The sequence below is a fragment of the Lacrimispora sp. genome (assembly GCF_047605665.1).
In the GTDB taxonomy this organism is placed as follows: domain Bacteria; phylum Bacillota; class Clostridia; order Lachnospirales; family Lachnospiraceae; genus Lacrimispora.
The window spans coordinates 179,001-205,857 of record NZ_JASGFH010000006.1 but is presented as its reverse complement, the minus strand read 5'-3'; the positions used below and the strand labels follow the sequence as shown (position 1 = coordinate 205,857).

General features: G+C 47.6%; 22 protein-coding genes and 1 pseudogene. 13 read left to right on the top strand and 10 right to left on the bottom strand.

Annotation, left to right across the window (positions count from 1 at the left end; all coding sequences use genetic code 11):
- Positions 1 to 7: 7 nt before the first annotated feature.
- Positions 8 to 424 carry a M67 family metallopeptidase gene (locus QM657_RS06955; protein ID WP_415065873.1) on the top strand — a complete coding sequence of 139 codons (417 nt, stop codon included), beginning with the start codon at positions 8 to 10 and terminating at the stop codon, positions 422 to 424.
- A gap of 59 nt (positions 425 to 483) precedes the next feature.
- Here the strand turns inward: QM657_RS06955 and QM657_RS06950 are convergent, their stop codons facing one another.
- Complete coding sequence (locus QM657_RS06950; RefSeq protein WP_415065872.1) at positions 484 to 1,350, bottom strand: LysR family transcriptional regulator; 867 nt, start codon at positions 1,348 to 1,350, stop codon at positions 484 to 486.
- Between the two features lie 250 nt (positions 1,351 to 1,600).
- On the opposite strand from QM657_RS06950, the gene cysT reads away from it, so the two are divergent.
- The 5 genes from cysT to QM657_RS06925 are packed head-to-tail and all read left to right on the top strand — an operon-like array spanning position 1,601 to position 6,080.
- The gene (gene cysT, locus QM657_RS06945; protein WP_415065871.1) at positions 1,601 to 2,449 is read left to right on the top strand and encodes a sulfate ABC transporter permease subunit CysT; all 849 of its coding nucleotides are present in this window, start codon (positions 1,601 to 1,603) and stop codon (positions 2,447 to 2,449) included.
- 19 nt (positions 2,450 to 2,468) lie between these two features.
- Complete coding sequence (gene cysW / locus QM657_RS06940) at positions 2,469 to 3,305, top strand: sulfate ABC transporter permease subunit CysW (RefSeq protein ID WP_415065870.1); 837 nt, start codon at positions 2,469 to 2,471, stop codon at positions 3,303 to 3,305.
- Positions 3,289 to 4,371 carry a sulfate/molybdate ABC transporter ATP-binding protein gene (locus QM657_RS06935; RefSeq protein WP_415065869.1) on the top strand — a complete coding sequence of 361 codons (1,083 nt, stop codon included), beginning with the start codon at positions 3,289 to 3,291 and terminating at the stop codon, positions 4,369 to 4,371. The genes cysW and QM657_RS06935 overlap by 17 nt, the downstream gene beginning before the upstream one ends.
- A gap of 34 nt (positions 4,372 to 4,405) precedes the next feature.
- Positions 4,406 to 5,491, top strand: a complete 1,086-nt coding sequence (locus tag QM657_RS06930) for a sulfate ABC transporter substrate-binding protein (RefSeq protein WP_415065868.1) — start codon at positions 4,406 to 4,408, stop codon at positions 5,489 to 5,491.
- 52 nt (positions 5,492 to 5,543) lie between these two features.
- The gene (locus QM657_RS06925) at positions 5,544 to 6,080 is read left to right on the top strand and encodes a hypothetical protein (RefSeq protein WP_415065867.1); all 537 of its coding nucleotides are present in this window, start codon (positions 5,544 to 5,546) and stop codon (positions 6,078 to 6,080) included.
- Between the two features lie 157 nt (positions 6,081 to 6,237).
- Here QM657_RS06925 and QM657_RS06920 read toward each other — a convergent pair whose 3' ends face one another.
- Entirely contained in the window at positions 6,238 to 6,831 is a 594-nt protein-coding gene (locus QM657_RS06920; RefSeq protein WP_415065866.1) for a DJ-1/PfpI family protein, read from the bottom strand.
- A gap of 226 nt (positions 6,832 to 7,057) precedes the next feature.
- Between QM657_RS06920 and QM657_RS06915 the strand changes: the two genes are divergently transcribed.
- The 5 genes from QM657_RS06915 (at position 7,058) to QM657_RS06895 (ending at position 12,448) form a co-directional block, all read left to right on the top strand.
- The gene (locus tag QM657_RS06915; protein ID WP_415065864.1) at positions 7,058 to 7,651 is read left to right on the top strand and encodes a lactate utilization protein; all 594 of its coding nucleotides are present in this window, start codon (positions 7,058 to 7,060) and stop codon (positions 7,649 to 7,651) included.
- Between the two features lie 200 nt (positions 7,652 to 7,851).
- Entirely contained in the window at positions 7,852 to 9,549 is a 1,698-nt protein-coding gene (locus QM657_RS06910) for an adenylyl-sulfate reductase subunit alpha (protein WP_415065863.1), read from the top strand.
- Positions 9,533 to 9,844, top strand: a complete 312-nt coding sequence (locus QM657_RS06905; RefSeq protein WP_415065861.1) for a ferredoxin family protein — start codon at positions 9,533 to 9,535, stop codon at positions 9,842 to 9,844. The genes QM657_RS06910 and QM657_RS06905 overlap by 17 nt, the downstream gene beginning before the upstream one ends.
- A 10-nt stretch (positions 9,845 to 9,854) precedes the next feature.
- Positions 9,855 to 10,757, top strand: coding sequence for a sulfate adenylyltransferase subunit CysD (cysD, locus tag QM657_RS06900; RefSeq protein ID WP_415065860.1), 903 nt, complete (start codon positions 9,855 to 9,857; stop codon positions 10,755 to 10,757).
- Positions 10,757 to 12,448 carry a sulfate adenylyltransferase subunit 1 gene (locus tag QM657_RS06895; RefSeq protein WP_415065859.1) on the top strand — a complete coding sequence of 564 codons (1,692 nt, stop codon included), beginning with the start codon at positions 10,757 to 10,759 and terminating at the stop codon, positions 12,446 to 12,448. Before cysD ends, QM657_RS06895 begins: the two co-directional genes overlap by 1 nt.
- A 74-nt stretch (positions 12,449 to 12,522) precedes the next feature.
- Here QM657_RS06895 and QM657_RS06890 read toward each other — a convergent pair whose 3' ends face one another.
- The 3 genes from QM657_RS06890 to putP all read right to left on the bottom strand — a co-directional run bounded on the left by QM657_RS06890 (position 12,523) and on the right by putP (position 17,623).
- The gene (locus tag QM657_RS06890; protein ID WP_415065858.1) at positions 12,523 to 14,202 is read right to left on the bottom strand and encodes a S8 family peptidase; all 1,680 of its coding nucleotides are present in this window, start codon (positions 14,200 to 14,202) and stop codon (positions 12,523 to 12,525) included.
- A gap of 61 nt (positions 14,203 to 14,263) precedes the next feature.
- A complete protein-coding gene (locus QM657_RS06885; protein WP_415065857.1) occupies positions 14,264 to 15,937 on the bottom strand; it encodes a S8 family peptidase in 1,674 nt (557 codons plus the stop codon).
- 126 nt (positions 15,938 to 16,063) lie between these two features.
- Positions 16,064 to 17,623, bottom strand: coding sequence for a sodium/proline symporter PutP (putP, locus tag QM657_RS06880; protein ID WP_415065856.1), 1,560 nt, complete (start codon positions 17,621 to 17,623; stop codon positions 16,064 to 16,066).
- Positions 17,624 to 17,863: 240 nt separating this feature from the next.
- Between putP and QM657_RS06875 the strand changes: the two genes are divergently transcribed.
- Complete coding sequence (locus tag QM657_RS06875) at positions 17,864 to 19,243, top strand: MATE family efflux transporter (RefSeq protein ID WP_415065855.1); 1,380 nt, start codon at positions 17,864 to 17,866, stop codon at positions 19,241 to 19,243.
- A 53-nt stretch (positions 19,244 to 19,296) separates the two neighbouring features.
- On the opposite strand, the gene QM657_RS06870 is transcribed toward QM657_RS06875, so the two are convergent.
- The 5 genes and pseudogenes from QM657_RS06870 to QM657_RS06850 all read right to left on the bottom strand — a co-directional run bounded on the left by QM657_RS06870 (position 19,297) and on the right by QM657_RS06850 (position 25,101).
- Positions 19,297 to 21,081 (bottom strand): ABC transporter ATP-binding protein, encoded by a 1,785-nt coding sequence (locus QM657_RS06870; protein WP_415065854.1) that lies wholly within the window; start codon positions 21,079 to 21,081, stop codon positions 19,297 to 19,299.
- Positions 21,078 to 22,808, bottom strand: coding sequence for an ABC transporter ATP-binding protein (locus QM657_RS06865; RefSeq protein WP_415065853.1), 1,731 nt, complete (start codon positions 22,806 to 22,808; stop codon positions 21,078 to 21,080). The genes QM657_RS06870 and QM657_RS06865 overlap by 4 nt, the downstream gene beginning before the upstream one ends.
- A gap of 133 nt (positions 22,809 to 22,941) precedes the next feature.
- A complete protein-coding gene (locus QM657_RS06860) occupies positions 22,942 to 23,889 on the bottom strand; it encodes a 2-hydroxyacid dehydrogenase (RefSeq protein WP_415065852.1) in 948 nt (315 codons plus the stop codon).
- A 100-nt stretch (positions 23,890 to 23,989) separates the two neighbouring features.
- Positions 23,990 to 24,202, bottom strand: a pseudogene (locus QM657_RS06855) (ABC transporter substrate-binding protein); the annotation flags it as partial.
- Positions 24,202 to 25,101 carry a LysR family transcriptional regulator gene (locus QM657_RS06850; protein WP_415065851.1) on the bottom strand — a complete coding sequence of 300 codons (900 nt, stop codon included), beginning with the start codon at positions 25,099 to 25,101 and terminating at the stop codon, positions 24,202 to 24,204. The pseudogene QM657_RS06855 and the gene QM657_RS06850, both read right to left, overlap by 1 nt.
- 255 nt (positions 25,102 to 25,356) lie before the next feature.
- On the opposite strand from QM657_RS06850, the gene QM657_RS06845 reads away from it, so the two are divergent.
- Positions 25,357 to 26,844, top strand: a complete 1,488-nt coding sequence (locus QM657_RS06845) for an SLC13 family permease (protein WP_415065850.1) — start codon at positions 25,357 to 25,359, stop codon at positions 26,842 to 26,844.
- Positions 26,845 to 26,857: the final 13 nt, after the last annotated feature.

The window sequence follows — 26,857 nt, the reverse complement described above, 5'->3', positions numbered from 1 at the left end:
GGGACGTATGCTGATACTGAAAAAAGAAGATTTTGACAGGATATTAAAGCATTGCAGGGAAGGGCTTCCCAATGAGGCATGCGGTCTGATTGCAGGCAGGATCGATGGGGAGACAAAGACCGTTGAGAAAGTATATCTGCTCACCAATGTGGATGAGAGCAGGGACCATTTTTCCATGGACCCCAAAGAGCAGTTTGCTGCCGTAAAAGATGCCCGTAAAGAAGGTCTGGAGCTGCTGGGCAACTTCCACTCCCATCCGGAATCCCCTTCCAGGCCATCGGAGGAGGATAAGCGGCTTGCTTATGACTCCGCCAGTGAATATCTGATTCTGTCGCTGATGGATGAGGAGCATCCTGTTCTTAATGCATTTCACATTGACAAGGACAAAAACGTGAGTAAAAATGAAATTAGAATGATAGAATAAAACCGGGCGCTAAAAGCATTTCTCCTGCCTTTAGCGCCCGGTTTTATTTTGATGGAAGATTACTTTATCAGTTCAATAAAGTTAATGATATCAGGATTTAAGTATTTATTCTGATGGTAGATGATGCGGCATTCCCGCTTGAATTCGATTCCATTAATTTTTAAGGGAATCAGGCTGCCTCGTTGAATGTGTCCTGTCAGCATGCGCTCCGGGAGAATGGATATTCCCAGATTAGCCGTGACTCCGTTGATGATGGCTGTTGTACTGGTGCTTTCCAGGACCGGCTTTAAGACGAAGTCCCGCACCATGAGAGTGGATTCTGCCAGCTCTCTGGTTCCGCTGTTTTTTTCCCGGAGAAGGAAAGGTTCCTCCCTTAAATCATCAAGAGTCACTGTCCCCTTGGAGGCCAGAGGATGGAGGGGGCTGCAGACCAGGATCAGCCGGTCCCTTGTGAAGGACTCTGCCATGATCTTGTCGGAATGGATAGAACCTTCAATTAAGGCTAAGTCCAGATTGTTTTCCAGCAGCATTTTTTCAATGATATCTGAGCTGTCGATTTTGATATAGGGCATGGGAGCGTGAAATGCTTCCATGTATTTTTTTATGTATTCCGGCATCAGACACGTACCGATGCTGATGCTGGCTCCGATCCGAAGGGGAGAGGGGTGTTTCTGCTTTTTAAAGTCGCTGTCCATTTCCTGATAAAGAGCGGTTATATGGGAAGCGTATTCGTATAAATGATGGGCTTCATTTGTCTTTTGTATGCCCCGGCCCATGCGTTCAAAGAGCTTCACATGGTAGCGTTTTTCCAGTTCCTTGATGGCAGCACTGACAGCAGGCTGGCTTAAATCCAGCTTTTTGGCGGCAGTGGTGATGCTTTCCTCCTTGTATACGGTAACGAAAATAATCAATGTTTTAATTGACATAGAAGCCTCCTGAATTTATACATATAAACATTGAGGATATATATGATATATAAAGAAAAAAATATACTTCATATGAAATATATAAATGAATTCTACCACATACCGTAGAAAAACACAATAACATACTTTACAAATATGTATATAGGAATTACAATGCCAGATATCACAGCAAATATAAGCTTTGGGGGTCTGGAGCATTTAAACAATGTGTGTGAGTATTGAAATTTATTTTAAAAGAGGAGCCGGTGAGATGAAAAATGTTACAAAGAAAAGAAAGAAGAAAAGGGTAATACCGGGATTTGGGATATCACTTGGAATTACAGCTGCCATGCTGGGATTTATCGTATTGATTCCCCTCTGCTCTCTGGTGATTTTTTCTGCAAATTTATCTTTTTCGGAATTTGTTCAGGTAGTTACAAGGCCAAGAGTTCTATCCAGTTATTACGTGAGTTTTAAGACGGCTTTTATCGCCGCAGTGATTGATGCAGTTATGGGCATGATCATGGCGTGGGTGCTGGTGCGATATGAGTTCCCAGGTAAAAAGATCATGAATGGAATCATCGAGCTGCCATTTGCACTGCCAACCGCAGTAGCAGGTATTTCCCTCACTCACTTAACGACCTCTAACGGGTGGATTGGAAGCTTTTTTGATCAGTTTGGAATTAAGATTGCGTATACAAGGATCGGGATAACGGCAGCGTTGGTGTTTATCGGAATCCCGTTTGTTGTAAGAGCGGTTCAGCCGGTGCTGGAGAAGATTGATATACAGTATGAGGAAGCTGCAAATATTTTAGGCGCTAACCCAAGGCAGACCATGATGCATGTGATTTTTCCGGAAATTCTCCCGGCTCTGATCGGCGGATTTACCTTATCTTTTGCAAGAGGCTTAGGCGAATATGGCAGTGTCGTTTTCATTGCAGGAAATCAGCCTTATAAGACGGAAATCGCACCGCTTATGATCATGTCGGAATTACAGGAATATGACTATGCCAGCGCTACATCAATCGCCCTTGTCATGCTGCTTGTAGCTTTTGTCATTCTGTTTGTGAATGCTCTCTTGCAAAGCAGGACTTCAAAAATCATCAGCGGTATCTCATAAAACGTAAGGAGAAGCGATCATGGAAATCAGAAAAAACAGTGGGCCGGTCAAATGGTTTTTCATTGGAATCAGTGCCGTATTTCTTGTGACAATGCTGATTCTGCCCCTCATCTATGTAATGGCCACAGCATTCAGTGCAGGAATACCGGCATTCGGCAGTACGGTAAAAGACAAATACGCTCTTAAGGCAATTGGATTGACTGTCAAAGTAACGCTGATCACTTTGGGTACGAATGTAATATTCGGGCTGTTTGCATCATGGTGTATCACACGGTTCCAGTTTCACGGAAAAAAAGTGCTTTCAACATTAATTGACCTTCCGCTCACAGTATCCCCGATCATTGCAGGTTTAATCTATGTGCTGACATTTGGGCGGCAGAGCGTGTTATATCCAATTTTACAGAAAGCTGATATTGCAATTATATTTGCGGTTCCGGGCATTGTGCTGGCGACCATTTTTGTCACATTTCCCTTTGTTTCCAGAGAAATCATTCCGGTCTTGAACTCAATCGGTACGGATGAAGAAGAGGCCGCAGCTTTGATGGGGGCAAACGGGTTTACCATTTTCTTTGGAATTACACTGCCTCATATTAAATGGGCTTTATTATACGGAATTGTACTCTGTGCTGCAAGAGCGATGGGAGAGTTTGGAGCTGTGTCTGTTTTATCGGGGCACTTAAGGGGGAAAACAAACACCATGCCGCTGTACATTGAACTGCTTTACCAGGGTTACGATTTTACAGGTGCATTTGCGGTGTCAGCCATTCTCGTATTTATGGCCGTTGTTATTTTGATTTTGCGCAGCATATTGGAAGATAAGGGAAAGGGAAGTGCTGAAAATGGAAAACCAGAATGAAAATTATATTAAACTGAGAAATATCAACAAGTTCTTTGGAGAATACAAAGCTTCCGATGATGTCAGTTTTGACATAAAAAAAGGCAGGTTAGTGGCACTGTTAGGCCCAAGCGGAAGCGGAAAGACCACGATCCTGCGGATGATCGCAGGCCTTGAGACTGCGGATTCCGGGGATATCTACATTGGCGGCAAGCTGGTCAACGATGTGGAGGCGAGTAAGCGGGGAATTGGGTTTGTGTTTCAGAATTATGCCCTGTTTCGCTATAAGACCGTGTTTGACAACATCGCCTTCGGGCTCAAGGTAAATAAATGGGAAAAGGAAAGAATCAAGTCCCGTGTAGAGGAATTGATAGAATTGGTCGGTCTAAAAGGATTGGAAAAAAGATATCCCAACCAATTGTCAGGAGGACAGCGCCAGAGAGTTGCATTTGCGAGAGCCCTTGCTCCCAATCCTGCTGTTTTACTCCTTGATGAACCGTTTGCAGCCATTGATGCGAAAGTGAGACAGGAGCTGCGAAGCTGGCTTCGTGAAATGATCGATAAGGTGGGGATAACCAGTATTTTCGTTACTCATGATCAGGAAGAGGCCATTGAGGTGGCAGATGAAATCATCATAACCAATATGGGCAGGGTCGAGCAGATCGGTTCTCCCCAGGAAATCTACCGGAATCCAAGAACAGCCTTTGCCGCTGAGTTTATGGGGCAGCCAACGAAGATCGGGCGGATCAATCAACTGAAAGGATTTGAACAGATGCCGGATTCCGCTCATGCAATCCTTCGTCCGGAAAATGTTGCAGTCACGAAACTGTCGGAACGCGTGAAATACAGTTCTTCGGTGGAAGAGGGCATCATTGAACGAATATTGTTCAGAGGAAAAGAGATCGAACTGACAGTGAGAGTCCATGACCACGTACTGAAGGGAACACGGCAGATTGAAGCGGTTCCAATCGTGAAGGGGGAGAAAGTGAATGTCTGCGTCTTCCGTGCATTTACATATGAAGAGGCTGGTCTTGTCCGGCCTGTCTGGAACGCCAACATAGAGGCAGAGGAATCGGTAATTATTTAACATCAGCGCAATGCGCAGAAAGAAGGAGAAGTTTATGAAAAAAAGTCTGGTGTCAGCTTTATTAATTGGAGTGCTGAGTTTCAGCCTTGCAGGCTGCAACGCATCGCAAAATACTGCGGGGGATACAGGGTCAGCAGATAAACAGGAGGCGGTTGAGATCACCAATGTATCGTATGACCCGACCAGAGAACTGTACGTCTCCTATAATGAGTTGTTTGCATCATACTGGAAAGACAAGACAGGGCAGGAAGTGGATATTGTTCAGTCTCATGGCGGCTCCGGCAAACAGGCGCTTGAGGTTGCCAATGGCCTTGCAGCAGATGTGGTTACCCTGGCCCTTGAAGGCGATATCGATGCGATTGCAGATGCGGGGTTAATTGAATCCGGTTATACAGGCGAGTTTGATTTAGACAGCTCCCCGTATACATCAACCATTGTTTTTCTGGTGAGAAAAGGGAATCCAAAGAACATTCAGGACTGGGATGATTTGCTGGAGGAAGGGGTAGGTGTAATCACTCCAAACCCGAAAACTTCAGGCGGCGCCAGATGGAACTACCTTGCAGCATGGTATTACTTTGAGAATCAGGGATTGTCTGAGGACCAGATTGTTGAAAATATCAGGAAACTGTATGGAAATGTGCTGGTACTCGATTCCGGGGCAAGAGGGTCAACAACAACCTTTACGGAAAACGGGCAGGGAGATGTACTTCTTGCATGGGAAAATGAGGCATTTCTGTCATTAAAGGAAGCTCCCGGTTCCTATGAAATTGTGGTTCCGTCTGTATCGATCCTTTGCCAGCCGACAGTTGCAATTGTAGATGAGGTTGTAGATAAGCGGGGAACGAGAGAGGTTGCAACGGAGTACTTAAGTTATCTGTATTCCGACGAAGCACAGAAACTTGAAGCAGAAAATTACTACCGTCCGTCCAATCAGGATATATTGAACAGCTATAAATATGCGGCAGAGAGCAATACAATTGCAGAACTTCCCACTGACGGAAAGTGGATTATCACCAATGTTAATCTGACAGATATCAGCCACTTTGGCGGCTGGAGTGAAACCATGGCAAAACACTTTGTAGACGGCGGGTTGTTTGACAGCATTTATGAGGTAAAATAGCTTCACAGGATATGCTCAAGACGCGGGCCGTAATATCAGGGAGGAAAGCTTTATGAAACTGCGAATACGAAAGGGGTGTTTTGCCTGGAGTCTGGTAAACGAGGAGGGCAAAACAGCAGCAAAGATCAGCAGTCAAACGTTCATGGGAGCGGCTAAGAAGATCAGTGATGCCCAGGGAAATGTTATTTTTACCACAGACATTGTAAACGTTTCTACAGGCGGCGGGGATGGGGAGTATACTGATTCTAAAAAGTATATCATCTATAAAGATGCCGTTCCCATAGTAACCGCAGCCCTTTCTTTTACAAAGAAACAGAAATCTGCAAAGCAGCTTCCTTGTGTGTTAAAACTTCCCCAGGTTGAAAAGCTGGATGTGGAGACGCCCGGCGGCCTTTGGGTTATTCAGCGAAAAAGTGACCGCAGCTTAATCATCACGTGCAATGATATCCAGTTGGGGAGCATCACTCCGTTTTTTTCCCTGAAGCCTGCTTGCTTTGAATGTGCGGAAAAGTATGATGCTGTTTTTTGGGCCGGGATATACGTACTTATGGAGTATATGATCCATGAAGATGATCTGATTGTGGTTTAAATATCCGGCTCTGACTTATGTTTTATTTTAATTGCATGGACCGCCGTGGCGCTTTCGCCATTGGCGGTCTTTTCTGGCTTCGCAAAAAAAGCAGGAAACCGTTTATCGATTTCCTGCCTGGGGATACTGCTGTAAAAATAGCGTTTATCCGATTATATTAACTGCGGGCAAAAGGGTCAAAAGACTTATCCTTATTCCAGATATATTCGCTTTCAATGGCAGCCTGCTCTGCGAGTTCAGGACCGTTAATGTCGTGGATAAAGCCCATCGCCATGTCCATGCCTGCTGAAACGCCCGAAGAGGTATAATATTTTCCGTCGACAACCCAACGCGCCTTACGTATCCACTGTGTGTCAGGGCAAGCCTTGGCAGCAAACTCGATGGCCATTTTGTTCGTTGTGGCCGAGCGCCCATTGAGCAGGGAGGTGAGGGCCAGCAGGAACGAACCGGTGCACACCGTGAGCACATGGGGTGCTGCTTCGGCAAGGTCTTTTAATTGAGTAAGAAAGCTCTGGTTTTCTAAATAAAGAGGCATTTCTGATGTGCCGGGAATCAGCAAAATACCGTTTTTATCAATTTCGGATGCAGGCATGGTATTAACCTGAACTCCGTGCCAACTGGTAACCGGCCCGCCTTGCATGGAAAAACAGTTTACTTTATAGTGTTCCGGCAGGCGTCCCATTATCTGCGCCGGCCCAAAAGCATCGATGGTTTCAAACTGGTCGAATAACAGTATATTCAGATGAGTCATCTAAAAGCCTCCTATTTGTTTTTTATTCATTATATAAAATACCATAAACCGTGTCAATAGAGGTAACAGGACAGCATGGCCTCCTTCCCTGGCTTTAAGTTTCAAACTTCTCTTTCATGATAATACCGGTTATTGCCGGCGTCCCATTTTAATGCCCGTCACTGTTGAATAAACTTGGATTGTGCAGTATAATTTCCTTTAAAACAATGGGGATAGGGAGAAAATAATGGAATATTCAACAGTAAGACAGAATTTTGAAAAACATGGATTTTCAACACAGCTTTTTTCCACAAAAGAAGAAGCCTGCAATTATCTTGTAAATACTCTGGAACACCAGACCATAGGATTTGGAGGAAGCGTGACCCTTAAGGAAATGGGGCTGTTTGAAGCCTTGCAGCAAAAAAATGCTGTGGTATGGCACAACAAGGTTCCCGGCATGGCGGTGCGGCGCCTGGCTAACTGCGGGAATATTTACATAACCAGCGCAAATGCGGTGACGGAGTCAGGTGAGATCGTCAACATTGACGGAACGGGCAACCGGGTTGCCATGACCTCCTTTGGCCCTGAGATCTGTTATTATGTTGTGGGGAAAAATAAGATCACTCCAAATATCAGCGATGCCTATTTCCGCTGTAAAAATGTGGCTGCTCCCCAAAATGCTAAAAGGCTGAATGCCAAGACTCCTTGTGCGGCCAAGGGGGATAAGTGCTATGACTGCAACAGCCCTCATAGGATTTGCCGCATTATTTCTGTTATTGAGCGTGTGCCCCTGGGCATGAAATGTGAAATCATCTTTGTGGATCAGGAAATGGGATTGTAGGTTTTAATATGAAAAAGAGGCTGGCACTGCCTCTTTTTTTTGTCTTTTTGTATTCACTTCCGCCATTTTCCTGAATTACTTTTTTCCTGTTCTCAAATAACTTTTCAGCTAATAACATATAAACATATTGACAAACTATGTTAATATGGATAAAATAGCAATACACAAAATCAACAGGACGTGAAAGCAGGGGAGTGAACATGAGTAAGAAAATAAAACATGAGATCGTCACCGCAGATGTGCTCATCATAGGCGGCGGAACAGCAGGCTGCTACGGGGCCCTGACACTCAGCAGAAATTCGGATTTAAAGGTGGTCATTGCTGAGAAGGCCAATATCAAAAGAAGCGGCTGTCTTGCAGCCGGTGTCAACGCCATCAACGCTTACATTGTGGAGGGAAGGACCCCTCAGGATTATGCGGATTATGCGGCAAAGGATGCGGGCGGAATCGTCAGGCATGACCTCCTTTTATCGGCGGCTCGCCGGTTTAACCAGGTGACTGCTGAGATGGAAAAGCTGGGGCTGGTGATATTAAAGGACGAAAAAGGAAGGTATGTGGCAAGAGGAAACCGGAATATCAAGATCAACGGTGAAAACTTCAAGCCGATTCTGGCAAAGGCCGTTGAAGCCGCAAAGAATGTGACGGTTTTAAACAATGTGAATATAACGGATTTGCTGGTTCATGACAACCGGGTGGAAGGGGCCGTAGGCTTTCATATGACGGAAGACACAGCCTATGAAATCCGGGCCAGGGCGGTTTTGGTTTCCACCGGAGGGGCAGCCGGCTTGTATAAACCTAACAACCCCGGCTTTTCCCGCCATAAGATGTGGTATCCTCCCTTTAACACCGGAGCCGGATATGCCATGGGAATCCGGGCAGGAGCGGAGATGACTTCCTTTGAGATGCGGTTCATTGCCCTGCGGTGCAAGGACACCATCGCTCCCACTGGAACCATTGCCCAGGGAGTAGGGGCAAAGCAGATCAATTCCAGGGGAGAGGTTTATGAAGAAAGATATGGGTGCACCACAAGCGAGCGAGTTTACGGAACCGTAAAAGAAAACCAGCTCGGAAACGGGCCGTGTTATCTGCAGACCAGCGGAATCAGCCGTGAAAAGGATGAAGAGCTTTTAAAAGCCTATTTAAACATGGCTCCCAGTCAGACCTTAAGGTGGATTGAAAGCGGAAAGAATCCGGGTGAAGAAGATGTGGAGATCGCAGGAACCGAACCTTATATTGTAGGCGGACACACGGCCAGCGGCTACTGGGTCAACACCAGCCGGGAAACCACAGTCGAGGGGCTGTATGCAGCAGGTGATGTGGCCGGAGGCTGTCCTCAGAAATACGTGACAGGTGCCCTTGCAGAGGGGGAGATCGCGGCTCTGGATATGATCGAAAAGCTGGGAAAAGAACGGGTCCAAAGAGAATTTCCCGATGCTGCCGGCCGGTATGCAGAGGAAAAGATAAAAGAGTATGAAACCGTATTAAACAATCCGCTGCCCCGGTTCTCCCAGGAAGCCCTGGAAGAAGCCATGCAAAAGGTCATGGATGAGTATGCAGGCGGAATCTCCGTCAATTACCAGTTTAACGAAAAGCAGTTAAGGCTGGCAGATGAGAATATCACCCTGCTGCTGAAACTGGCAGAGCATATGAACGCCACCGATACGCATGAGCTGATGTTCGTATACGAACTGAGAGAGCGGCTGGAGGTGTGCCGGTCCGTGATCGCCCATCTGCTTTACAGAAAAGAAACGAGATGGCATTCCTTTAATGAAAACCTGGATCACCGGGAGCCGCGTGAGGAGTATTTCGGATACGTGAATTCAAGGCTTGTGGATGGGGAACTCCGTCTGAGTTTAAAAAGCATTGTAAAGGGGGCAGAGTATGAGCATCAGAATTGATGAAAACAAGTGTGTGGGGTGTTTTCAGTGCATATCCGTCTGTCCGGGAAGCCTGATAAAAGAAAGAGACAGCAAAGCCTTTGTGAAATACCCCAGGGACTGCTGGGGCTGCGTCTCCTGCGTCAAGGAATGCAGGGCGGGTGCCATCGAGTTTTACTTAGGGGCCGACATCGGCGGAAACGGGGGAACCATGAACGTTTCTTATGAAGGGGATATTCTTCACTGGAATATCACGAAAAACGACGGCACTGTCATGGTTATTGATGTAAACAGCAAAAATTCAAATAAGTATTAGGAGGATTATTATGAGTGAATTATCCCATCTTGATGAGCTTGAAGCAGAGGCGATTTATATTATCAGAGAGGTTGCGGCCCAGTGTGAGAAGCCAGTGATGCTGTATTCCATAGGAAAAGACAGCTCCGTCATGCTTCACCTGGCATTAAAGGCATTTTATCCGGAAAAACCGCCCTTTCCTTTTCTCCATGTAAACACCACCTGGAAATTTAAGGAGATGATCGAATTCCGGGACAGAACGGCAGAAGAACTTGGCATTGACCTTCTGGAGTACATAAATGAAGACGGAGTGGAAAAAGGCATCAATCCCTTTGACCACGGTTCCGCTTACACTGATATTATGAAGACACAGGCGTTAAAGCAGGCTTTAAACAAATACGGCTTTACGGCGGCATTTGGCGGCGGAAGACGGGATGAGGAAAAGAGCCGGGCAAAGGAGCGGATTTTCTCTTTCCGAAACGCCTCTCACGCCTGGGACCCCAAAAACCAGAGGCCGGAAATGTGGAAGCTTTATAATACGGAGATTTACAAGGGAGAGAGCATCCGGGTGTTCCCCATTTCCAACTGGACGGAAAAGGACATCTGGCAGTATATCAAGCAGGAGAACATCCCCATTGTCCCCTTATATTTTGCAGCAGAGCGTCCCGTGGTTTACCGGGATAATGACATCATCATGGTGGATGATGACCGCATGAGATTAAAGCCGGGAGAAGTTCCTGAGCTGAAAAAGGTACGATTCCGCACTCTGGGCTGTTATCCCCTTTCCGGAGGCGTGCTGTCAGAGGCTGACACCTTAGATGAAATCATTGAGGAAACCTTAAGCTCCGTGGAATCGGAACGGACCAGCCGGGTCATTGACAAGGACGGCGGGGCGGCCAGTATGGAAAAGAGAAAGAGAGAGGGGTATTTCTAATGAACGGATTGCTTAAATTTATCACCTGCGGCAGTGTAGATGACGGAAAGTCCACGCTCATCGGCCACATTCTGTATGACTCCAAGCTCTTATATGCAGATCAGGAAAAGGCCCTTTTGCTGGACAGCAAGGTGGGCTCCAGAGGCGGAGAAATCGACTACTCCCTGCTTTTAGACGGCCTTATGGCGGAGCGGGAACAGGGAATCACCATTGATGTGGCTTACCGCTACTTCACCACAGACAGCCGGAGCTTTATTGTTGCCGATACGCCGGGCCATGAAGAATACACCAGAAATATGGCTGTAGGCGCTTCCTTTGCCCAGCTTGCCATCATCCTCATCGATGCGAAGCAGGGCGTTCTGGTTCAGACGAGACGCCATTCCAGAATCTGTTCTTTAATGGGAATCAATCACTTTGTATTTGCCGTCAACAAGATGGATTTAGTCGGCTACAGCCAGGAGCGCTTCCGGGAAATAGAAAAGGATGTTCTGGCTCTGTCGGAAGAACTGTCCTTAAAAAGCGTGAAAATCATTCCCGTCAGCGCAACGGAAGGCGATAATGTGACGAAGAAGTCTGAGAACATTCCCTGGTATCAGGGGGAAGCTCTGCTGACTTATTTGGAGCAGGTGGATGTTTCTGAGACAGAAACGGTTACCGGTTTTTATCTGCCGGTACAGAGAGTGTGCCGCCCAAGCCACGAGTTCAGAGGCTTTCAGGGCCAGGTGGAATCGGGAAAAGCGGTTGTGGGGCAGAAGGTGGTTACCCTTCCAAGCAATGAAACCGCATCCATAAAAAGCATTCTGGTAGGGGATAAGGAGTCAGAGGAAGCCTTTGCAGGCCAGGCCGTCACCATCCAGCTTGACCGGGAGGTGGATGTGAGCCGGGGATGTGTGCTTTCCGACACAGGAGAGCTTCCTGCTGCCAAAAATATCAAAGCAACCCTTCTCTGGATGGATGATGAACCGCTGCAGGCGGGAAAAGATTATCTTGTGAAGCTGGGAACCAAGATGATACCGGCAGTCATCAGCAGGGTGGAATATAAGATTGATGTGAATTCCGGAAGCCATTTGACGGCGGATGAGATCACAAAGAATGAGATCATTTTCTGTGACCTGGAATTTACGGAAAAAATCGTGGTGGATGAATTTAAGAGAAATAAAACCCTTGGGGAATTGATCCTCATTGACCGGATCACCCATATGACCTCTGCCTGCGGCGTGGTGGAGCAGGTGGAAACAGAGGGAGAAAAGCCTTACTTTGAAAAGGATGGAATCAAGGCCAAGGGATATATTTTTGAGGAGTTTTACTTTAACCTGGAAAATGCCTTTTTATCCAGGCAGAAGACGAAGGAAACCACCTACCATGTGGGGGACTCCGTTCCCGTGGAAGGAGACAGCTTCCGTTATCCCGACTATTTTGATATCATTTCCCCTGAGGATTCTGCCGCAATTTTAATCCGCAGCCGGAAGGTGCGGGATATCATAAGACTTGACTCTTACGAATTCGGCGGCCTTCCTGTTCTCGATGAGAGGGGATTTGCCTTAAAGATCGGGACAGAAGAGGAGCTTAAAGAATTTTTGGAAGGCTATAAAGCCGTGGAAAAGGAGACCAGAATTGCGTTTTACAACAAGTGGTCCAAATTTGAAACCTACCGCAGAATTGTGTGCAATGAAAATTTCTGGGTGATTTAAAATAACCAAAACAGTCGTATAAAGAAATGCGTCTTGACAGGCAGGAAGCCATCAAGGCGCATTTTGATTTTCTGTCAGATGTTTGCAAGCCGTTCAAAGAGGTTATTCACCTCCAACTGTCCATACCCCCATACATTGTTCGGATACGTCTCTTCAGGCCTGCGCCTTGCCCCTCTTATGATGAGACGGTTGATGTTATTGCCTGTCATGGAGGGGTAGTTGCCTCTGGGAACCGCCCATTCCATCACCATGGCAACCACGCCTGCCGCATGGGCGGAGGCGGCTCCGGTGCCTGTTGCCGTTCCGTAGCGGTTTCCAGGGCCGGAAACTGCGCAGGGAATCTGGTATCCGGGAGCAGCCACATCGGGCTTTACCAGGCCGTTTCTCGTATATCCCCGGCTGGATTCCAGGAGGATGCTGTTGTTGAACTGGTTGTAAGCCGTGACCGTCAACTGGTGTGAGCCGTTTCCGGGAGAGGTCAAGGTGGTGTCCGGGTTTGGATTTAAGAAAAAGGTCTCATCTGAAATCAAATCCCCGTTTGGCAGCCAGCAGTGAAAGGAAAAGGGCTCATCTTCCAGGCTCTGGGCCCGTAAATACCAGACTCCGGGTATGGGATTGAGGAAACGGATGAGGATGAGCTGATCCCCTGTTTCCTCTTCAAATATAATGTTATTGACCCAGACCACGCTCTGGGTGAAAATAAAGCTGAATTTTCTGCATTCACTGATGGAGGGAAAAACCCTCTGGGTGGATTCCCTGTTTGGAGTGGAAATGTCGATGGAGATTCTTCCGGGAGCATAGGGCCAGATTTCCATCCAGAACTGCTTGTCGTTTTCCCCGATTCTCAGTTCAAAGTTATGGTAAAAAGGAGGCGATGAGGTGTTGTTAAAGTAGTGCCTTCCCTTGTTTCCTTCATTTCCTGCGGATACGGTAACGCCGATTCCCGGAAGCTGTACGATGTAGGTTAAGTAACTGCTTAAAAAGCCTCGTCCGTCATGGCCTCCCTGGCTGCTTCCCAGGGCAATGCAGATGACCAAAGGCCTGCCTGCCCGGACGGCTGCGGACATTAAGTAGCGTACGGCAAAAACAATATCCGACTCCGCAAAACAGACCGCATCACTTCGGATGGAAAAAATACTTTTCAGATTTTCCTTTGCCTCCTTCAGCTTGACAACAGCCAACTGGGCCTGGGGCACGACGCCGGAAAAGCCCTGTTCCAGATCAGGACTTCCTGCCAGAATGCTTGCCATAGCGGTTCCGTGTCCATTTGTATCGACAGAAGGGACGATGGAAAGGGGGTCTTCTGATGACAAAGCCTCATTGATCATCTCCTGGGTGTACTCGCTTCCAAAGGTGAAGCCCTCCGGAATGGTGCCGCTTTGATCTGCCTGGTCCCATATGGAGTAAATCCGGGTGGCTCCTCCAGAGGCCCTGAAAGCCCTGTGCCGGTAGTCCACGCCCGTGTCAATGATGCCCACCATAATTCCTGCCCCGTACAGGCTTAGAAAGGGATTTCGCTGGACAGTTCCGATGCCGGAGCTTTCAATGCTTATGGTGGATTCCATGGTGTAGAGGGAAGGGAATGTGTGATAAGGGCGGGCCCCTAAGTCGCACAGCTCCTCACCGGTTCCCGGCACGTGAAGAAGGGAATGGCGCTCTGTCATGGGTGTGATATTGTCACCGGTGTCATAGGAGGGAATTGAAATGTTGCTGATGATCAGGTCGTAATAATTATTGTCCAGTATCTTGCTCAAAATGAAGCCTCCTGTCTATTCTGCCTGATGAAGTAATGGTACATCTTATGCAGAAAATCAGTTAAATATTGGTAAGCCTCTGGAACAGATTGTTAATGTCCAATTGCCCGTATCCCCATATATTGTTGGGATAAACATTGGGAGTGGTCCGTCTCGCTCCCCGGATGATGAGGCTGTTGACATCGTAGCCTGTCATGGAGGTGTAATTTCCTCTGGGAATGGCCCATTCCAGGATCATGGCAATGCCTCCGGCTGCATGGGCTGCCGCGGCTCCGGTTCCGGTTAATGTGCCGTACCGGTTTCCGGGAAGGGCGCAGGGAATCTGGTAGCCTGGAGCGGCAATGTCAGGCTTTACCAGGCCGTTTCTGGTGTAGCCCCTGCTGGATTCGGCAAGGATGCCGTCGTTAAACTGGTTGTAGGCGGTGACCGTAAGCTGGTTGATGCCGTTTCCCGGAGAAGTGATGGTGGTATCCGGACTGGAGCTTAAGAAAAAGGTATCATTGGAAAGCAGGTCTCCGGAGGGGAGCCAGGCGTGAAAGGAAAGAGGCTCCTCTTCCATGCTTCTGGCCCGGATTCTCCAGATTCCGGGAAGGGGGTTCTGAAAACGCAGCAATATGAGCTGGTCCCCGGTCTCTTCTTCAAAAATAAAGTTATTCACCCAGATTCTGGTGGGAGTGAAGATGAAGGTGAACATCCTGCATTCCCCGATGGCCGGAAATATCTGCTGGGTGGATTCCCGGTTGGGAGAGGAGATGTCAATGGAGAGCCGGGCCAGGGCATAGGGCCAGATTTCCATAAAAAACACCTTATCCGTTTCTCCGATTCGCAGTTCAAAATCATTGTAATAAGGGGGAACAGTGGTGTTGTTGAAATAGTGCCTGCGGCTGTTGCCTTCATTTCCCGCTGAAACGGAAACACCGATTCCCGGCAGTCTGGCGGAGAAGTTCAAATAATTGCTCAAAGCGCTGCTTCCGTCATGGCCTCCCTGGCTGCTTCCCATGGCAATGCAGATGACGAGAGGGCGGCTTATGGAAAGGGCAAAGTCTTCTAAGTAACGGACTCCCAGTATAATATCCGATTCCTGATAACAAAGGGCGTCCTCCGGCACAAAAGATATGGCTTTTAAGCTTTGCTTCGCATCCTTTAGCTTTACCACAACCAGCTCGGATTCCGGAACAATGCCGGAGAAGTCCATTTCCAGATTGGGCCTTCCTGCGGCAATGCTGGCAATGGCGGTTCCGTGCCCCACAGGGTCGGTGGTTGGAACCGTGGCTAAGGGATTGTCGGACCTTAAGGCGATGTTGATGGATTCCCTTGCGTATTCGGAGCCAAAGGTAAACCCTTCCGGAGGTACGCCTGTCTGTACGGACTGGTCCCATATGGAAAGGATTCGGGTGGTGCCGTCATTATTTAAAAAAGCCTGATGGCTGTAGTCGATTCCAGTGTCAATGATGCCGATGAGAACGCCCCGGCCCCGAAGGTTTAAGAAGGGATTTCTCTGAACCGTGCCGATGCCTGATTTTTCAATACTGATGGTGGCGGTGGGAGTGTAAAGAGTTGGAAAGCTGTGATAGGGATACTGGCCCAGAACGCAGGGGTCCCCGTCTTCCACAGGAATGTGCAGCAGGGAATGCCTGAAATTGAGCATGGTAATGTTATCTCCGGTGTCATAGGAGGGGATGGAGACATTATTAATAATCAGATCATAATAATTGTTATCCAGCACTTTTTCCAAAATTTCAGCCTCCCGATCCAGATATGAGCGGAGCATTTATTTTATCATATGCAGCAGAGTCCCTATTATGAGCCAGGAAAAGAGAACAAAAAAATGGCCGCAGGCAAGGCTGCAGCCATTCGGTTATCATATATTTTTATTGACCTCTTCAAATTCTGCCTGAAGCTTCTCAGAAGGCGGTGCAGTGAGAAGTGATACTGCCACGATGAGAACGCAGGAGAAGAGAAATGCGGGAAGGAGCTCATAGATGTTCCAGGCGCCGCCCATAGGACGGACTAAAAGCTTCCAGATGAACACCATACAGCCGCCTCCGACCATGCCTGCAACGGCTCCGGTATGGTTGATGCGCTTCCAGAAGAGGGAGAACAGCATCAGAGGACCGAAGGTGGCGCCAAAACCGGCCCAGGCAAAGGATACGATGGTGAAGATAACGCTCTTTTCATCCATTGCAATGAAGATGGCAATGGCGGTAACCAGCAGGAGGGTGATACGGGAAACATTCATAACTTCCTTGTCACCGGCATTTTTCTTAAAGATGCCCTGGTAAATGTTCTTTGATACTGCGGAGGCTGCAATCAGCAGATAGGAATCTGAGGAGCTGATGGTGGCAGCCAGAATACCGGCCATGACAAAGCCCGCAAGAAGGGGCGGAAGCAGGCTGGTGGAGAGGAGAATGAATACGTTTTCAGCCTCTGAAGCGGTGGAAAGGCCAGTGGGATACAGGGCTCTGCCCACGATTCCGATGAATACGGCAACGGTTAAGGAAATGAGAACCCATACGGTTGCAATGCGGCGGGAATCTGTGAGCTCGTGCTCAGACCGGATGGCCATAAAGCGCAGCAGAACCTGAGGCATACCGAAATATCCAAGACCCCATGCCATAGAGGAAAGTATGGTGATCAGGCTGTAATTTGCAGCTTCTCCAAACATCGGCCTGGAGTTTTCAACGATCTGTATTCCGCCTGCATCCACTTTGGGAGTGGAAATTCCGAAGAACTGGAAAAAGCCCGGAATGCTTTTGGCATTTTCCACCACGGCATCCAGCCCGCCTGCGGCATATGTGCCGGTGACCACGATAATAGTCAGGGCCACTATCATAACGATGGCCTGCATAAAATCAGAAGCGCTTTCAGCGAGAAATCCGCCTAAAATGGTGTAAACCAGAACGAATACGGCTCCCAGAATCATCATGGAGACATAGGAGGCACCAAATAAGGTGGAAAACAGCTTTCCGCAGGTTACAAGGCAGCTTGCCGCATAGACGGTGAAAAATACCAGGATGAAAAGAGCTGATATGGTCATGATCACCTTTTTCTCTTCATGGAAACGGTTGGAGAAAAATTCAGGCAAAGTGATGGAGTTTCCTGCCTTTACGCTGTAACGGCGCAGGCGTTTGGAAACGATGAGCCAGTTTAAGTAGGTTCCTGCGGCAAGGCCGATAGCCGTCCAGGAAGCATCGGCAAGACCGGACCAGTAAGCCACGCCGGGAAGGCCCATCAGCAGCCAGCCTGACATATCAGAGGCTTCAGCACTCATTGCTGCCACCCACGGACCCAGGCTGCGTCCTCCCAGAAAATAATCCTCTGAGCTTTGGTTGGCTCTTCGGGCAAATACAACTCCGATTCCAATAACAACAGCCATGTAGGCGGTCATCGCAATTAAGATTTGCAAGGTATCTGAATTCATAATTTTATTCTCCCCTCTTTGTATTGATGTTAAAAGTGACATCTTTTTTTAATATGGTATTTACTATAACTGGAATTTGTTAAAATAGCAAGCCAAATATGAGGAAGTGGAGCGCATATATTGCATGTTTTTGGAAAAAAATAAAAAATTTATTCCCGGTTTCTATATAAAGAAGGGGGAAACTGTGATATAATTTGCCGGAGTATGGTGCCGGGAGGCAGTAAAAACAGCGGAGGGATTATGAAAAGATATATTGGAGACAAAAGTTTTTATAAGATGATATTGATGCTGGCGGTTCCTGTCATAATACAGAGCGGAATCACGAATTTCGTCAATCTTCTGGATAATATTATGGTCGGCCAGGTGGGAACGGAGCAGATGTCAGGGGTTGCCATTGTCAACCAGTTGATCTTTGTATACAATCTTTGCATCTTTGGAATCGTTTCAGGAGCCAGCATATTCGGAACCCAGTTTTACGGGAACGGGGATTATGAAGGGGTGAGAAACTCCTTCCGGTTTAAGATCATTTTCTGCATTCTCATGTCCCTCATCGGAATCTCTGTTTTATACAGCTTTCAGACAGGGCTGATTTCCTTATATCTCCACGATGGAAAAGCAGGAGGGAGCATTGAGGACACTCTGGGCTATGGAAAACAGTATCTGGTGATCATGATGGCAGGGCTGGTGCCTTTTGCAATTTCCCAGGCATACGCCAGCAGTCTCAGGGAGATGGGAAAAACCGTAATCCCCATGGCAGCCTCCAGTGCGGCTGTATTTGTCAACGGGGGATTGAATTACATTTTGATTTTTGGAAAATTCGGCGCTCCTGTATTGGGAGTCCAGGGAGCGGCCATCGCCACAGTGATTGCCAAGTTTGTGGAATGCGGGATCATCACTTTCTGGGTCCACGCCCATGCCGGTGAAAATCCCTTTGCAAAGGGAGCATATAAAAGCCTTCTCATTCCCATGAGGCTGGTGAAACAGATCGTCCGGACAGGTGCCCCTCTTATGATCAATGAGGCCCTGTGGGCAGGAGGGATGGCGGTCATCATGCAGTGCTACTCCATAAGGGGTCTTGAAGTAATTGCAGGGCTGAATATTTCCAGCACGGTTTCCAACATATTTAATATTGTATTCATGTCTCTGGGCAGCTCTGTGGCAGTGGTGGTAGGGCAGCTTTTGGGGGCGGGAAAGATGAAAGAGGCGAAGGACAGCGCAGGAAAGATGATATTTTTTTCCGTGGCAAGCTGTCTCGTGATCGGAGCGGTTATGGCGGTCATCGCACCTTTATTCCCTTCTATTTATAAGACCAGCCAGGAGGTAAAGGACCTGGCAAGCGGCTTCATACTGATTTCTGCAATCTGTATGCCGCTGAACGCGTTCACCCATGCCAGCTACTTTACCCTGCGTTCAGGAGGAAAAACCGTGATCACCTTTTTATTTGACAGCGTGTTTGTCTGGGTGATCAGCATTCCTGCGGCATATTTTTTAAACAGGGTTACAGGGATTCCTACGATTGCGGTTTATTTCATCTGCCAGTCGGCGGAGCTGATCAAATGTGCCATAGGCTATGTGCTTCTGAAAAAAGGAATTTGGCTGGAGAACATTGTAACGGAATGAGAGCGTACAAAAACACCGGAGATCTTTGAAAGGATCAACCGGTGTTTTTCGTTTCAGCCCTCTGCAAACTGGCTGTTGTATAATTTTTCGTACGTTCCCTTTAATTCTAAAAGCTCCTGGTGGGTTCCCTGTTCCACGATGTCGCCGTCATTCATGACCAGAATCTGGTCCGCATCCTTAATGGTGGAGAGGCGGTGTGCGATGACAAAGCTGGTGCGCCCTTTCATGGCATGCTTCATGGCAGCCTGGATCAGCATTTCCAGACGGGTGTCCACACTGCTGGTGGCCTCGTCCAGAATCAGAATGCGGGGATTGGCGAGCAGAGCCCTGGCAATGGTTAAAAGCTGCTTCTGGCCTAGGGAAACGTTGCTTCCCTCCTCATTGATCATCATCTGATACCCGCCGGGCATGGTCTGAATGAAGTGGTGGACATTGGCATCCTTAGCCGCCTGTATGACCTCCTCATCAGTGGCATCGAGCCTTCCAAAGCGGATATTTTCCGCAATGGTGGCGTGGTAAAGCCATGCATCCTGCAGCACCATGCCAAACAGGGAACGCTCCGCACTGCGGCTCATATCGTAAATGCTTTCCCCGTCTATGCGGATATCTCCGCCGTCCACATCGTAAAACCGCATCAGCAGGTTGATGATGGTGGTTTTTCCGGCTCCGGTGGCACCCACAATGGCGATTTTCTCCCCCGGTTTTGTCGTGAGGGAAAAGTCTTTGATGAGAGGTTTATTCTTGGTATAGGAAAAACGGGCTTTGGAAAATTCCACCTGTCCGCTGTACTGGTCTGTGTCCAGGGCTTCAATCGGGCGAAGCTCCTGGTTCTCTTCAGGCTCCTCCAGGAAGTTGACGATCCGTTCCATGGAAGCGGTAGCGCTTTGAACTGCCGGTGCGAGCTGAGTCAACTGTCCCATGGGCTCATAAACGATCCAGATATACTGCACAAAGGCCTGCATGCTGCCTAAAGCCATTCCGGAGAGCAGCACCGCATATCCCGTCAGCAGCACCATGATCACGTAGGTGAGGTTGATTAAGAGCTCCATAATGGGAGCGATCAGGGAAGAAGTGAAGTTGGCCCGAAATCCGGCCTTGTTCATCCGCCTGTTGATTTCCTGAAACTTCTCAATGGTATCCTGTTCCGAATTGTAAAGCTTGACAACGGAAAAGCCCGTGTACCGCTCCTGGATATATCCGTTTAATTCAGCCAGAGTGTTCTGCATATTTAAGAATTCATTTTGGGAGCGCTTCATCATATAGCGGGAGATGAAGAGGGCAGTCGGAATCATCACCATGGACAGTAACCCTAAGGGAAGGGAAATGTAGAGCATCATGACAAACGTGGATATGATGCTGGTGATGGAATACACCATGTTTAAAAGGCTTTGCTGCACCGCATTGGAGACAGTGTCCACGTCATTGGTCACTGTATTGAGCACGGTTCCCTGCTGGTGGCTGTCAAAGTAAGACACCGGCAGACGGTTCATCTTCTGGCTGATGCGGGTGCGAAGGTCTTTAAAGCTGTTTTGAACGCCTCCTGCCAGTAAATAGCTGGAAGTATAGGTCATGGTCTGGCGCGCAAGGGCCGATACGGTCAGGCAGACGGCGATGAATACAATGTAAGAGTAATTAACCGCCGCACCGGCCACCCCGTTTGCGATATCCTTAATGTTGCGGCTCAGTTCTGTAATGGCAAGTCCGATGAGAAAGGGATTGAGGGCGCCGAGAATGCTGCCCAGTGCCGTAAATACAACAGGTAAGATAAACATGTATTTGTCGGCACTCATACAGACCTGTATGAGGCGGCCTATTTTTTTCAGTTGTGTTTTGTTCATCTCAATTCCTCCTCAGAAAGCTGTGAAACGGCAATATCCCGGTAAACGCCGCAGCTGCGAAGCAGTTCCTCGTGACGGCCTTCTGCCACCACCTCGCCCTCGTTCAGCACGATGATCTTATCGGCATGGCGGATGGTTCCGATCCTCTGTGCCACGATCAGGATGGTTGCATCAGTGATTTCCTGTCGAAGGCGGGTTCGAAGCTGTAAGTCAGTCATATAATCCAGGGCAGAAAAGGAATCGTCAAAAATGTAGATTTCCGGATTCTTCACAATAGCCCTTGCAATGGCAAGGCGCTGGCGCTGGCCGCCGGAGAGATTGCTTCCGCTCTCGCTGAGCATTTCCTCATAGCCGCCTTCCTTCTGTGATATGAAGTCTTTGGCCTGGGCGATCTCAGCCGCTTTTTCCAAATCCTCCTGGCTCGCATCCGGTCTGCCGAGCCTTAAGTTTTGTGCAATCGTTCCGGTAAAGAGCTGGGCTTTTTGTGGAATAAATCCGATTTTCTGGCGCAGAGTGTGGATATTGTAATCCCGCACATCGACGCCGTCCACTAGTATTTTTCCCTCTGACACATCGTACATGCGGGGAATTAACTGGATTAAGGTGGATTTTCCGCTTCCTGTACTGCCGATAAATGCCACTGTCTGTCCTGCCTCTGCGGTAAAGCTGACATTTTTAATCACCGGCTGATCTGACTCTGCATAGGCAAAGGTCACATGTTCAAACCGGAGGGTTCCTTTTTCGCTGGTTTCGGTCACGCCGTTTTCCAGGTTTTCTGAAATGGCCGGGGTGCTTTCTAAAACACGGCTGATCCGCTGGGCAGATACGGAGGCTCTGGGGTACATGATAAAGAGCACGGCCAGCATCAGGAAGGAAAACAGGATGTGGAACACATAGTCAATGGAAGCGTTTAAGGTTCCCACATCTAAAGTACCCTGTCCGATGGCACGGCTGCCGACCCAGAGGATAATGACGATCATGGCGTTAAAGATCAGATAGAATCCGGGCTGGGCAAAGGATACGATGCGGAATACCTTCTTGGAAACGCCGCAGTATTCCTGGTTCACTTCATCAAAGCGCTCTGCCTGGAAATTTTCATTGCCAAAGGCCCGGATGACCCGAAGCCCTGATAAGCCTTCCCGCAGGTTTAAGTTGATTTTATCCAGGGCCTTTTGCTGGGCCTCGGAATAAGGGCGTGAAGTGTGGCTGATTAAGTAAACGCCGCCGCCCAGCAGGGGAAGGGCCATCAATATGATCCAGAACATCTGCGGATTGTTGTTCAAGATTAAAGTGAATCCGCTGGCAGTCATAACAGGGGTAATGATGGCGCTGCGCAGCATGGACTGGACGAAAATCATGATCTGGTAGGCGTCGCTGGTGGTGCTTGTGATCAGGGAAGACACGCTGAACTGGTCAAATTCTCCGTGAGAAAACTGCTGTGTCTTAATGAACATGTCGTTGCGGATATCCCGTATGACATTGGTGGCAATGCGGGTATTGGCATAGGCCATGCACAGCTCCCCGCCCAGGCCCACAATGACGATGATCAGCATGACCAGCGCAATCTTCCAAAGCAGGTCCGGCTTATCCCCTAAAAGTGCATCGTTGATGATGTATTTAAGCAGGGTGGGAACGCCCATTTGAATCAAAACAAATCCACCCACTCCTAAAATGCTGAGAAGAAGATATTTCTTATACCTCCATGTATAGCTCAAAATCAGTTTCATTATCTGTACCTCAATCTTTCTTTAGAAAAGAACAGCACCACACGCCCGGAAGCGTTGGCACTGTTCGGCTAAACCATCAATTAGTTTACAACAAATTTGAAATTGGGTCAAGGCTCTTTTAGAAAGAGGGGGATTAAAGGATCACATTTGCCTGGTGTCCTTCCATCCATTTAAAGATGTTGTCAAATACGATTCGCGCGCGGGTCTCCATGGACTCTGCCGAGGCAAAGGCGACATGAGGAGTGACCAGGGTATTTTTACTCTGGAGCAGGGGGTGGGACGGGTCGAGAGGCGGTTCTGTCTCAAATACGTCGATTCCGGCTCCGGATAGATATTCCTCATTGAGGGCCTTTGCAAGAGCCTGAGAATCCACTACCGGACCTCTGGCCTGATTGATGAGGTAAGCTCCCTTTTTCATCTTTGCAATGGTGTTTTCATTGATCAAATGGCGGGACTCCTCATTTAAAGGACAGTGAAGGCTGACGATGTCGGAACGGGATAAGAGCTCATCAAGGGTGACAAACTCCATAAAGGACGGTTCATTTCCTTTCAGACTGCGCTTGTATCCCAATACTTTGCAGCCAAAGGCGTTACAAAGCTGTCCCACCCTCGTGCCGATGGCTCCGGCCCCGATGATGCCCACTGTCTTTCCCATGAGCTCACAGCCTACGAGACCGTCTTTTGTCTTTCCTTCCCTGCACTTAGCTTCCACCTGGGGAACGTTGCGAAGGAGGGAAAGCATCATGCAGAGGGTCAGCTCGGCCACTGCTTCCGTGGAATATCCGGCAGCATTGCTGATCTTCACTCCTTTTGCCTTTGCTGCCTCTAAATCTACGTGGTCCACTCCCGTAAAGGCGATATCAATGAATTTTAAATGTTCACAGGCGGAAATAACCTGTCCCGATAAAGGCATGTTGGCAATCATGATCACATCTGCCTTGGCGGCCTGTTCCATCTGGACCGTGGGATCTGTGCTTTTTTGGCAGGCGGTAAAGCTGTGCCCGGCTTCGATCAAGGGCTTTGCGCATTCATTTAAAAGGCTGTCCGGAATTCCCAGGGATTCTAAAAGTACGATATTCATAAACGTCACTCCAATCATGTATAAAATTGCAGGGCCGCAAGCGGATGCAGCCCTGCAATTTCCATTATACCACTGATGGGAGGATTAAAAAAGGCAGGATTTACTTGGCAGCCTTTTCAGCATAAGTGGTTACGACCAGGTCCTCATAGGGAACCCTCTCTTTTAACTGTCCTGATTCCTCCAGAATATTTTCCAGAAGCTCAAAGCTCTCTTTCTCAAACACAGTGTCACCCTTCCAGGTATCCTGGGATTTGTAGCGCTCGATGATGGTGGCAATGGTGGCTGCGTCGGTTTCTTTGAAACCAGGATGCATTATGATAAGGCTGCCACATAATTCTTTACAAAATCAAGAAAGATTTCCTCAGGAAAGGACAGGGGCTGATCCTTATGAAAAACCGCATAAATCTTCCTGGTGAGATTTAAGGGAGGATTGACCCTTAACACCTTGATCACCCCGTATTTCCGTTCTGTTTCAATGGCAAGAGACGACAGGATTCCGATTCCCTTATTGTCCACCACACATTTTTTAACGCCTTCGATATTGCCGATGGCCTGGATGTTCTCTTTCGGAAAATTTAAGCCGCCGGCAAGGGATAAATACTTTATAATAGAGGAGCGGGGGTTGGTGGTCATCAGATTCTCTTTTGCCAGGTCCTCCAATGTGACTTCATCCTTCTGGCTCAAGGGATTTTCCGCAGAGGCACAAAAGACCAGGGGATCGTCCCATAATTCCTCATATAAAAGCCCTTCTTTCTGAGGCGGAAAAGGCTGGCTTACAAATCCCAATGGGAAAGCTTTGGATTCAATATCTTCAAATACATTCTGCGTGTACTCCACATGATTGACGATGTTCACAGACGGATACTTGGCGGTAAATGAGTAAATGATGGGAGGAAAGATATACGTTCCTGGGGTGCTGGAACAGGCAAAACGGATTTCCTGGTCCTTTAAGTTCTGGGAAGCGTAAATTTCCTTTTCTGCGCTTCTCATGGTTTCCATGACCGTTTTCACATAAGGGAGCAGCAGTTTTCCCTCTTTTGTCAAACCGATCCGGTTATTATCCCGTTCAAATAACTCGGTCCTAAAATGTTTTTCAAGGCTTTTCATGCGTATGGAAATCGCTGCCTGGGAACAGAACATCTCTGAGGCCGTCTGAGTAAAACTGTGATTTCCGGCGACTTTGAGAAAGGTTTCCAAGGTTTCCAGATTCATAATTGTTCTCCTTTCATGTTTTCCCATAAAATAAATTTATGGAGATTATATCAAATTTACAAATCAGTGTCAAAGTATTCCTGGTTTAAAGTGCATTATATATAAAGCTATAAAATTAATTTATAAAAATACCTATTTCTTACCAGTTTCTTTTCTAATAATTAAATTTATATAAAAATCTATCGTTGTACTTTTTTTGATAAAAATTTTACACTAAAGCTACAATAAGACATTGTTAAGAAAGGAGACATTTCCATGAGTGAAGTAAAATCAACATTGTCAAAACAGGAGGTAAAAGTAAAGAAAGTCAAAAGTCCATTTGAATTAAAAATGCAGTTTTTCGGACTGCCCATCGCATTGATTGTATTCGGACTTTTCTATTCCACCCCTGTACCCGTAGGGCTGTCTTATGCAGGAAAGATGGCTTTGGGAGTATTTTTAACGGCCCTGATTCTGTGGGTAGCAGAAAGCCTGCCTAACTATGCGGTTTCCCTGCTGGTCATTGTAGCCCTTCCCATTTTGGGTATATGGGAAGAAGAGAAGGCGATGGGAGTGCTGGGGTATGAGGTTATCTGGCTGACCTTTACCGCTTTCATCATCGCCTCAGGTATGGAAAAAAGCGGCCTTGCAAAGAGGCTGGCGCTAAACCTGATAACCAGGTTCGGCAAGAGTGTAAACAGCATCCTGTTGCTCTTGATAGGCACCAACTTCCTGATCGCTTTTGTAGTTCCTTCCACAACTGCCCGTGCAGCCATGATGTTCCCAATCGTTATGCTGGTGATTCAAGCCTTTGGAAGCACCATTAACGATCCTAAAAATAATCTGGGAAAACTTTTGGCTATCCAGGGAATTCAATCCAACAACCTGTCCACATGTGCTATTGTAACCGCCACCAGTGCCCAGATTATGGCTATTGGCTTTATTAAGGATTTGACGGGACAAAATATTTCATGGTCCTACTGGTTCATCGCGTCTGCTCCGGTGACAATCTTAACGCTGCTGGCATCTTTCTTTATAGGAAAGCTTCTCTTTAAGATTCCTGCTTCTGATGCTAAAGTGGATTTAGGTCTTTTGAAAGAAGAACAGAAAAATCTTGGAAAGATGAGCCTGGTAGAAAAGAAAGCTCTGATCATCTTTGCAATCACCATCGCTTTATGGGCCCTCGACACCAACCAGATTCGTATATTCGGTTTCCAGCTCAGCCTTGTTATGGTGGCTGTTTTATCAGCAGGACTTTTCTTCCTTCCTTACATCGGCATACTGCAATGGAAAGAGGCAAAGATATCCTGGAACCTGTTAATTTTTGCCTGCGGAGCTTATGCAGCCGGTGTGGCATTGGATGAAACAGGTGTGGCAGCCTGGGGACTTAACTCCCTGTTCGCCCACTTAGGCATAGAAAATATGAGCTTTACTGTAATATTTGCCATCATCATGCTCATTGCCAGCTTCAGCCACTTTATATTTACATCCAAAACAGTGAGAACCATTATACTTATTCCAACTATCATCGGTATTGCAAACGCAACCGGAGTCAATCCGGTAGCCCTGGCTCTTCCGGCTGCATTCTGTATTTCCGATACCATCACCTTACCGCCTCACAGCAAGGTTAACTTAATCTATTATAATACCGGTTTTTTCAATGTACTGGAACAAATGCTCTATAGTTCGCTGGTGCTGTTAGCTAAATGGGGTCTTATGATCATCGCTTCCCTGACATGGTTTAGAGTCATCGGTCTTGTATAGCTTCATTTACTTG